Source organism: Pelagicoccus sp. SDUM812003, from assembly GCF_031127815.1.
GTDB lineage: Bacteria > Verrucomicrobiota > Verrucomicrobiia > Opitutales > Opitutaceae > Pelagicoccus.
This window is the reverse complement of record NZ_JARXHY010000035.1, coordinates 1-6,899: the sequence shown is the minus strand read 5'-3', so window position 1 is coordinate 6,899 and position 6,899 is coordinate 1. Positions and strand designations below refer to the sequence as shown.

Here is a 6,899-nt window from a genome sequence, read left to right as displayed (position 1 = left end):
CTGCAGACATGACTAGAAAAGCTGCCGATGCTCCAAGAGTGAATGATGCGATTGCCAATAGAATTAGGTGTCTTTTCATTTTCTTTTGTCGAACGCAGAGGTGTCACGCGGAGGCCGGCGCGGAGCGCTGGCCGGAGTTGTGACGACCGACTTGTTCGGCTATTTCTTTTTGTAGTTCTTTTGTGATGACTAGTGAAAGTTCGCTTCTTTCAGTTCTTAAGAAATAGACGCCTTCCTCTCTCTTTGTGACTTCGATCAGATCCGAGATTCTGATCTCTCGATATGCTTTTCCATTTCTGAATCTGTGAGTAATTCTTTCTCCATCGAATTCATATCTCATGCCCGTGAACCTCCACAGAAAGATTCCAAAAGGTATCGAGAGTATGTTCAGCGCCACGAAAAAGATATCTTTGATGCTTGTCGGGGAAAGGCCGCCATCGCCGACTAAGAAGGTGTAAATCGTAATCGAAGGTAAAGCTGTCATCATCAGCACGGCGAAGAACAACCCAACTATCGTATCGGTCTTTTTGCCACGAAAGCTCCCGCGAATGCTTTTGAGCAGTTCTAGGTCTTCTGGGGTTGTGTAGTTCATTTTTTCTGCCGAACGTTAAGTCCATACGCGTAGGTCAGCGCGGAGCGCTGGCCGGAGTTGTATGGGACGACTGGTTGGGAATTATTTCTTTCAGAATGAAGCTTAGAGTACTCGTATCTTCTAGATCACCATAAACTTCTATCTTAATTACCGAGCCAATTTTGTACGGGTTAGTCTCGTCTCCCATCAGATCATTCCATCTATCCGAGTGGATAACGAACAGATCTTCTTTCAGGATAGGTCGATTATCTTTTGGTAGAGTGACTTCAGCGATGTATTCCGTATGACTCATCAGATTCACCGCATCATAGGAACTTAGCACAGTCGCTGAGAGCTCGAGTACCGCCTCTCCTTCATGAATTGATGATTCAGGCTCTTTTACGCGAACCCAAGTCACGTCGGTACGTGGTGAGCCTTCCGTCCCCTCCTTCAAGAGGTAGTCTGGTCGATTCTCGAAGTAGTCGAGTACTGGATCTGCAGAAAGATCCGAACCGAGAAAGAGACATGCGAAAGTCAGACTGAGGATTAGTGGTTTCATTGTTTCTCCCAACGCAGAGGTGTCACGATGGAGGAGGCGCAGCCTCCGGAATTGTGACCACCGATTTGTTCGAATCATTCTATTTCAAAAGGTTCAAGATCTAGTTCCATTGAAAAGGCTTTCCACTGATAGAAGAACCAACCTTCACTGATTTCTTCTAGATTTATAAATGCGAATTCATCTCTAATAAGTTGTTTGTTGAAATCTGTGGCTGGGTCACCTTCGGCTTTTAAATACCCTGTGAAGGTTGAATAAATGTGTCCGGCTCCATGTTCTTCGTCTTTGACGTGATGAATGAAATAGATCGGGCTTTTTAATCCATGATTCAGAAGCCTTCCATCTGTCAGATGAGTTAGTTTTAGATCCGTCATCAGATCTCTCTGTCTTTTTAGCTCTTCTTCCCTGAGCTGGACCCTCATGGGGCTGTGATATTTTAGATCAATTCCTCTGAAGTCGGGGTGGCGTTCCTTTTGTGCTTCGAATGTTTGTGCCAGTTCAAAGAATAAATCGTAGTTTTGTTCGAAGCGATCGATCAGTTCCTTCTTCGACGGCGATCCATAAAGGCAAGTGGCTAAGACCATCGAAAGAGTAACCGTAATTAGCTTATTCATTTTCTTCGAACGTGAAGTCCATACGCGCAGGTCAGCGCGGAGCGCTGGCCGGAGTTGTATGGGACGACTGGTTCGAATTCAACTCTACATCACAACACATAGATGAAATCCCTCCGAAGAATCCTTTTTACCCGCCAACCAATTTCTTACCTCTGATAGTTCGACGATCATCTCCTTGGATGATGCTTTGTCGAACAAACCAAACTTTATCTCGTTTCTTTCCAAGTGTTGAATGAGTGATTCTAGGCTTTCGATACCCTTGCTAATATCGTGCCATTTTTCATTCTTTCTTTTGTATGTCTCAACGTCTTCATCAGCAAGTTCGTCCATCAAATTGACCGCTAGATCTGTGTTGTCGTGAAAACTAGAGAGATTGGCTACGCCAAGTTTGGAGCACAACTTGTCTAGCTTGGATGCATGTTTGTAGATCAAGAGATGATCTGTTTCGTCAGAGATCGTCTTGTCGGAGGTTTTGACAATTGTCCAAATGACTGTGCTCATACTTATTTCTTCGAACGTGAAAGCCATACGCGGAAGTCAGCGCGGAGCGCTGGCTGGAGTTGTATGGGCTGACTGGTTCTGCCTATTTTCTTTCAGCAGAGAATTGAGGTACATTCTATCTTCTTTCTTTAGTTTCCAAACCTTTTGCTGGGACTTGGAAAGCAACTGTAGCTCTCCTGTTTCAGAATCATAGAGCCATCTTTCTGATAAATCTATTTTGTGTGAGTATGACTCTCGAGTTCTTTGATTCTTTTGTTCATTCGAACTTCGGATTCCTTCCGTGATTCGTTCAATTGTTTCTGTATCGCTGGACTCGAAGACTACGTCGAAATTCTGATTCCAAATCTTTGTAGTCTTTGGAGTTGAAACCTCTGGGCCTCCGAACGCTAGTCTGCCGAAGAGGAACAAAACAGTCAGTATCGCTGAGGATTTCATTTTTTTTTGCAGAACGTGAAGGCCATACGCGTAGGTCAGTCGCGGAGCGACTGGCCGGAGTTGTATGGGCCGCCTGGTTCTACCTTCTTTTCTTTGTCTTTCTTGAAGTGCATCTCTGCTCCCATGAACCTGAATCTCATGGTCTCCATCCTCATCGTCTGTAGATCCTTGAGTATTTTCATCAGAAAGGCTGCTAGAACGGTGATGCCGGCTGGTAGAGCCAACCAAAGTAGTCTTTCGTCTTTGGTAACGCCATCCATCTGGAAGGTCACAACTACTCCCATAACAGCACTTAGTGTACCTGCGAGCATACTGATCATGGTAACCGTCTGACGGCGATATTTCGACATCATATCGTATTCTCTTATGACATCAGGTCTCTCTTCTTTTCTTTCCTCTGGCTTCTTTTTTATCTCTTCCAGCTTAACGCAGAAATCGCTTTTCGCCGAGGCAGATATGAATGAGGAGTCCATCACTTCCTTTATGAGTTCGTCGCCAATGTCCTGTGCAGAGTGTATGTCTTCTTCGTCCACTCCGTATTTTCGGGCTGTAGCTCGAATCATGCTTTGAATCACGCCCAAAGTCGGGATGGAGCCTTCTGATACTCCAGGCCGAATTGCGTACAGTATTTCGCTATTCGCTAGAGTTAGTTTTTGGGCGTATTCTTTCTTGTCGCGTTTGGAAAAGATAGAACGGGTCAGAAACGCGACAATTAGACTGCTGATAACGCCGGCTCCAACGCCGACTATCCAAGGGTTGTTGAAGATTTCTGTCATCTATTTTTTGTAGAACGTGAAGGCCATACGCGCAGGTCAAGCGCGGAGCGCTTGGCCGGAGTTGTATGGGCCGTCTGGTTGAGTAGGTTTTTGTTCTAGTATTTCGATGGCTGAAAGAATCTCTTCAAACGATGTACTTGGAATTTCTAGAAACCATGAATCCTCTTCGTGATTGAACCAAATTGATCGATTCAAGATTAAATCACGAACTTCGGGCAGAAGCTCTTCTATAAATTTTCTTAACTCTGTTTCGCCGGTTGCTTCGCCTAAGTAGAAAGTCGATTCCTCTTCTTTGATTCTACATCTATTTGGATACCTCCATTTATTCTTTTTGTTGGTTGATATTCGTGCGTTCAGATTGGAAAGACCTTCTAGAGCAATCAGGGTTGTTTTTTCATTGATCCCGATTTCTGTTTTTGGACTGCGTGATTGGTTTCTGATTGAGAAGAGGTGACCTCGGTTTTGGTAAATCCTTCCGCCAAAATGAGCCCGAAGCTTTTGGGCTTCAGTATACAATTTGGGAAATTTCTCTTCTTTTTTCATTACTCAACGTGAAAGCCATACGCGGAGGTCAGTCGCGGAGCGACTGGCCGGAGTTGTATGGGCTGACTGGTTCGAATAAATCTATTTTTACTTGAGGATTCATCGTGTCTGATCGCTCCTTGGCCAAGAAAACGACTTCGTTCGATTCGTGCAGAAAAAGTCTCCCAGTGTAAGTACTGTCTAAATAAAATGTGTACTTTAGTTTCTTCTCATCAAAAATCTTTGCTTCGCTTGGAGGTTCGTTCGATCGAAAGTACCCATTCTTCCATTCGGAATCCGTGATGACCAAGTAGGTTCTCAATGCTTCTTTGAATTCTTCTTCAGTGAAATCGTGGTGAACATGGGGACTTTGGATCCTAGAGTGAACGCAGGGCATGTGTGAAACCCTGAAGAGCATTCCATCGGTTGGGATGTCGACTCTTTCACCAATCGTATATGTCTCTGAAAGCGTAAAGTCTTCAGCGAAGATCGCCGGTATCAGAAGAATAACTAGGATGAACGATTTCATTGTTTCTTCGAACGTGAAAGCCATACGCGGAAGTCAGCGCGGAGCGCTGGCTGGAGTTGTATGGGCTGACTGGTTAGGATTTATTTTCTTTTTCAACTGGCTCGAACCAATCATCTTTTGAGTCTACTTTCAGTTTGTACCTTCCGCTTTTGAATGGATACTTTGAAGCTGGACCTTCGTTGAGGCATGCGAGAATAAGCTTCGTGATCATCGCAAGCACGGAATTTATGAGGATTCTGGTATTATCGAGAAGTTCTTCGGAAGGTTCTAGGTTGATGATCTCAACAGAAATGCCCTCATCTGATCTCATGAAAGTGACTCCATTCACGGGTTCTGAAGGATCTTCGGTATTATAGTCCGAGTGAGCCGCTATTGTATTACGGTATTCGATGATTTCTTCATGTACGTCTCTCAATTCTCTCGGAACTAGTTTGTGTGATATCGTTCCGAGAGTTCGATTACTTCTCATAAATGGTCTTGCGTAGAAAACGCACAATGCACCCCACATGGCTGAGCGGGCATCACCGCCTTTCAAATTAGGAAGAAGCTTGATGATGCCTTGTGCATGAAGAAGTGCCTTCTGGGCAAGCACTGCTCTGTTAAGCTCAAGAGGAGTTGCTATTTCTTTCATTTATCTTCCTAACGTGAAGTCCATATGCGTAGGTCAGCGCGGAGCGCTGGCCGGAGTTGTATGGGACGACTGGTTCAGCTTAAATTTCAGTTTCAATTAGTAGGTGGCTAAGGATCGTATCTCCAATCTTCCATGCTGATTCCCATTCCCTCTCAGGCGATTCGAACATGTAGAACCAAAGCGTTCCGGTCTGATCGTTCGCTATGAACAGATTGTGGATGACTACGTCAGGTAGGCCCTGCTTCACGTCTCGATACCTTATCGTGATAGCCTTGAATGGGCCGGCGTCCTTCGAGTCGACAAGAAGAACCTCTTTCTCCTTCTCGATTTGAGACATCATTCCGATCGAATACTGAGTCGGAGTGTACTGAGTGCTCTTTTTTACGTCCCTGATCAGGTTGAGAGACAAGCCGGTGTCGAACTTGCCTTCCTTCTCGATGTCTTCCTTGGAGACGAAGAATCCATCAGTGCTTTTTCCGTGCTGGGACTTGAAGTGCCAGCCTTCGGGTATGAGAAGAGCGGACTGCCCCTCCAGGATAGGCTTCCAAGAGTATCCATCTGGTGGAGTCGGTAGCTCGGTCGAAGCCAGAAGGGGAATGGCTAGGAGTGTGAGGATAATGCTTAGGAGTCGGATCATTTTTTGCTGAACGTGAAGGTCATACGCGAGGGCTGTGAAACCGTCGTGCAGGAAGTTGTGAGGATATGTCTTTGCTGCTGCCACAACTCGGGCGCTTGGCCCGAGTTGTATGGACCGACTGGTTAGCACATTCTTCATTCATCCTCATTCTGATTCATCAGCAGTCCGGAAGAATCGGGTGACGTCTACTTTCTCTCCGTCGAGAAGTGCCGTCACGTAGACTCTTCCTTTCTGTGTCTTGTAGATTTTGTGAATCGTAACTTCAGTACCTGCCAAAATTTCGACCTTGGGCTTCTCGCTATATCCGTCGAAATCCGTTCCGTCTCTCAATTGGCTTATTTTCTTCGCGGTTGGATTTATTGAGTCTATGTAACCGCGGTTCATGAAAAGCACGCTATCCGTCGGAATCGTGAAAACATCACCAATTGCGATTTCTGATCCATTGTGTGCCAGCGTGGACAAACGCGTTGCGCAACCGAATAGCATGAATGCTAGCAGAATCGTCGAAAAAGTGGCGAGGTGTCTTTTCATTTCTTTGCTAACGTGAAGGTCATACGCGAGGGCTCAAAAACCGTCGTGCAGGAAGTTGTGATGATATGTCCTTGCTGCTGCCACAACTCGGGCGCTTGGCCCGAGTTGTATGGACCGACTGGTTAGCTAAGTCTTCTTTCATAGCTTTCTTGGAGGAAGGTCTGGATCAAACTCCATATTCTCGTTCAGGCATGGAATTTCGTCTCCATCATCCTTTTTGATTTCTGCTCCAACGCTCTTATCGGAAACAAGGTATGTCGCTCTTCCGACCAATCCATAAATGAACGGTAGGAACAAGATTATCGAGATCCAGTAGCCTGTGATGATGACTAGCCTGAGAGTGCCTTCTTCTTTCGTTTCCGACACGACGGATTCTAGGAAATTCAGAGGAAGCGAGAAAATCGCTAACACGATCAGAAACAGGATCAGCTTCCCGATGAGCTTCAGTCCGGCCAACCAATGTTTGAAGTAGGATTCTGTCACCTTGTTCATTCTTTTCTAGCTAACGTGAAGGTGATACGCGAGGGCCTAGGTTGTACGTGGTGAAAGAGTAGGGCAAGATACGTCCTTGCTGCGTCCACAACTCGGGCGCTTGG

At 45.6% G+C, this 6,899-nt stretch carries 12 protein-coding genes; all 12 read right to left on the bottom strand.

Going from position 1 to position 6,899, the window contains the following annotated elements; translation table 11 throughout:
• Positions 1-103: 103 nt before the first annotated feature.
• Entirely contained in the window at positions 104-592 is a 489-nt protein-coding gene (locus tag QEH54_RS22355) for a hypothetical protein (RefSeq protein WP_309020951.1), read from the bottom strand.
• Positions 593-626: 34 nt separating this feature from the next.
• The gene (locus QEH54_RS22350; RefSeq protein WP_309020950.1) at positions 627-1,130 is read right to left on the bottom strand and encodes a hypothetical protein; all 504 of its coding nucleotides are present in this window, start codon (positions 1,128-1,130) and stop codon (positions 627-629) included.
• Between the two features lie 74 nt (positions 1,131-1,204).
• Positions 1,205-1,741 carry a hypothetical protein gene (locus QEH54_RS22345; protein ID WP_309020949.1) on the bottom strand — a complete coding sequence of 179 codons (537 nt, stop codon included), beginning with the start codon at positions 1,739-1,741 and terminating at the stop codon, positions 1,205-1,207.
• An 84-nt stretch (positions 1,742-1,825) separates the two neighbouring features.
• Entirely contained in the window at positions 1,826-2,242 is a 417-nt protein-coding gene (locus QEH54_RS22340; protein ID WP_309020948.1) for a hypothetical protein, read from the bottom strand.
• A gap of 36 nt (positions 2,243-2,278) precedes the next feature.
• The gene (locus QEH54_RS22335; RefSeq protein ID WP_309020947.1) at positions 2,279-2,677 is read right to left on the bottom strand and encodes a hypothetical protein; all 399 of its coding nucleotides are present in this window, start codon (positions 2,675-2,677) and stop codon (positions 2,279-2,281) included.
• A 35-nt stretch (positions 2,678-2,712) separates the two neighbouring features.
• The gene (locus tag QEH54_RS22330; RefSeq protein ID WP_309020946.1) at positions 2,713-3,453 is read right to left on the bottom strand and encodes a hypothetical protein; all 741 of its coding nucleotides are present in this window, start codon (positions 3,451-3,453) and stop codon (positions 2,713-2,715) included.
• Between the two features lie 36 nt (positions 3,454-3,489).
• Positions 3,490-3,996 carry a hypothetical protein gene (locus tag QEH54_RS22325; protein ID WP_309020945.1) on the bottom strand — a complete coding sequence of 169 codons (507 nt, stop codon included), beginning with the start codon at positions 3,994-3,996 and terminating at the stop codon, positions 3,490-3,492.
• A gap of 28 nt (positions 3,997-4,024) precedes the next feature.
• Entirely contained in the window at positions 4,025-4,504 is a 480-nt protein-coding gene (locus tag QEH54_RS22320) for a hypothetical protein (protein ID WP_309020944.1), read from the bottom strand.
• Positions 4,505-4,577: 73 nt separating this feature from the next.
• Complete coding sequence (locus QEH54_RS22315; protein WP_309020943.1) at positions 4,578-5,135, bottom strand: hypothetical protein; 558 nt, start codon at positions 5,133-5,135, stop codon at positions 4,578-4,580.
• 79 nt (positions 5,136-5,214) lie between these two features.
• Positions 5,215-5,772: a hypothetical protein gene (locus tag QEH54_RS22310; RefSeq protein ID WP_309020942.1), complete on the bottom strand. Its 558-nt coding sequence runs from the start codon at positions 5,770-5,772 to the stop codon at positions 5,215-5,217.
• 144 nt (positions 5,773-5,916) lie between these two features.
• Positions 5,917-6,303: a hypothetical protein gene (locus tag QEH54_RS22305; RefSeq protein WP_309020941.1), complete on the bottom strand. Its 387-nt coding sequence runs from the start codon at positions 6,301-6,303 to the stop codon at positions 5,917-5,919.
• Between the two features lie 138 nt (positions 6,304-6,441).
• Positions 6,442-6,795: a hypothetical protein gene (locus QEH54_RS22300; RefSeq protein ID WP_309020940.1), complete on the bottom strand. Its 354-nt coding sequence runs from the start codon at positions 6,793-6,795 to the stop codon at positions 6,442-6,444.
• Positions 6,796-6,899: the final 104 nt, after the last annotated feature.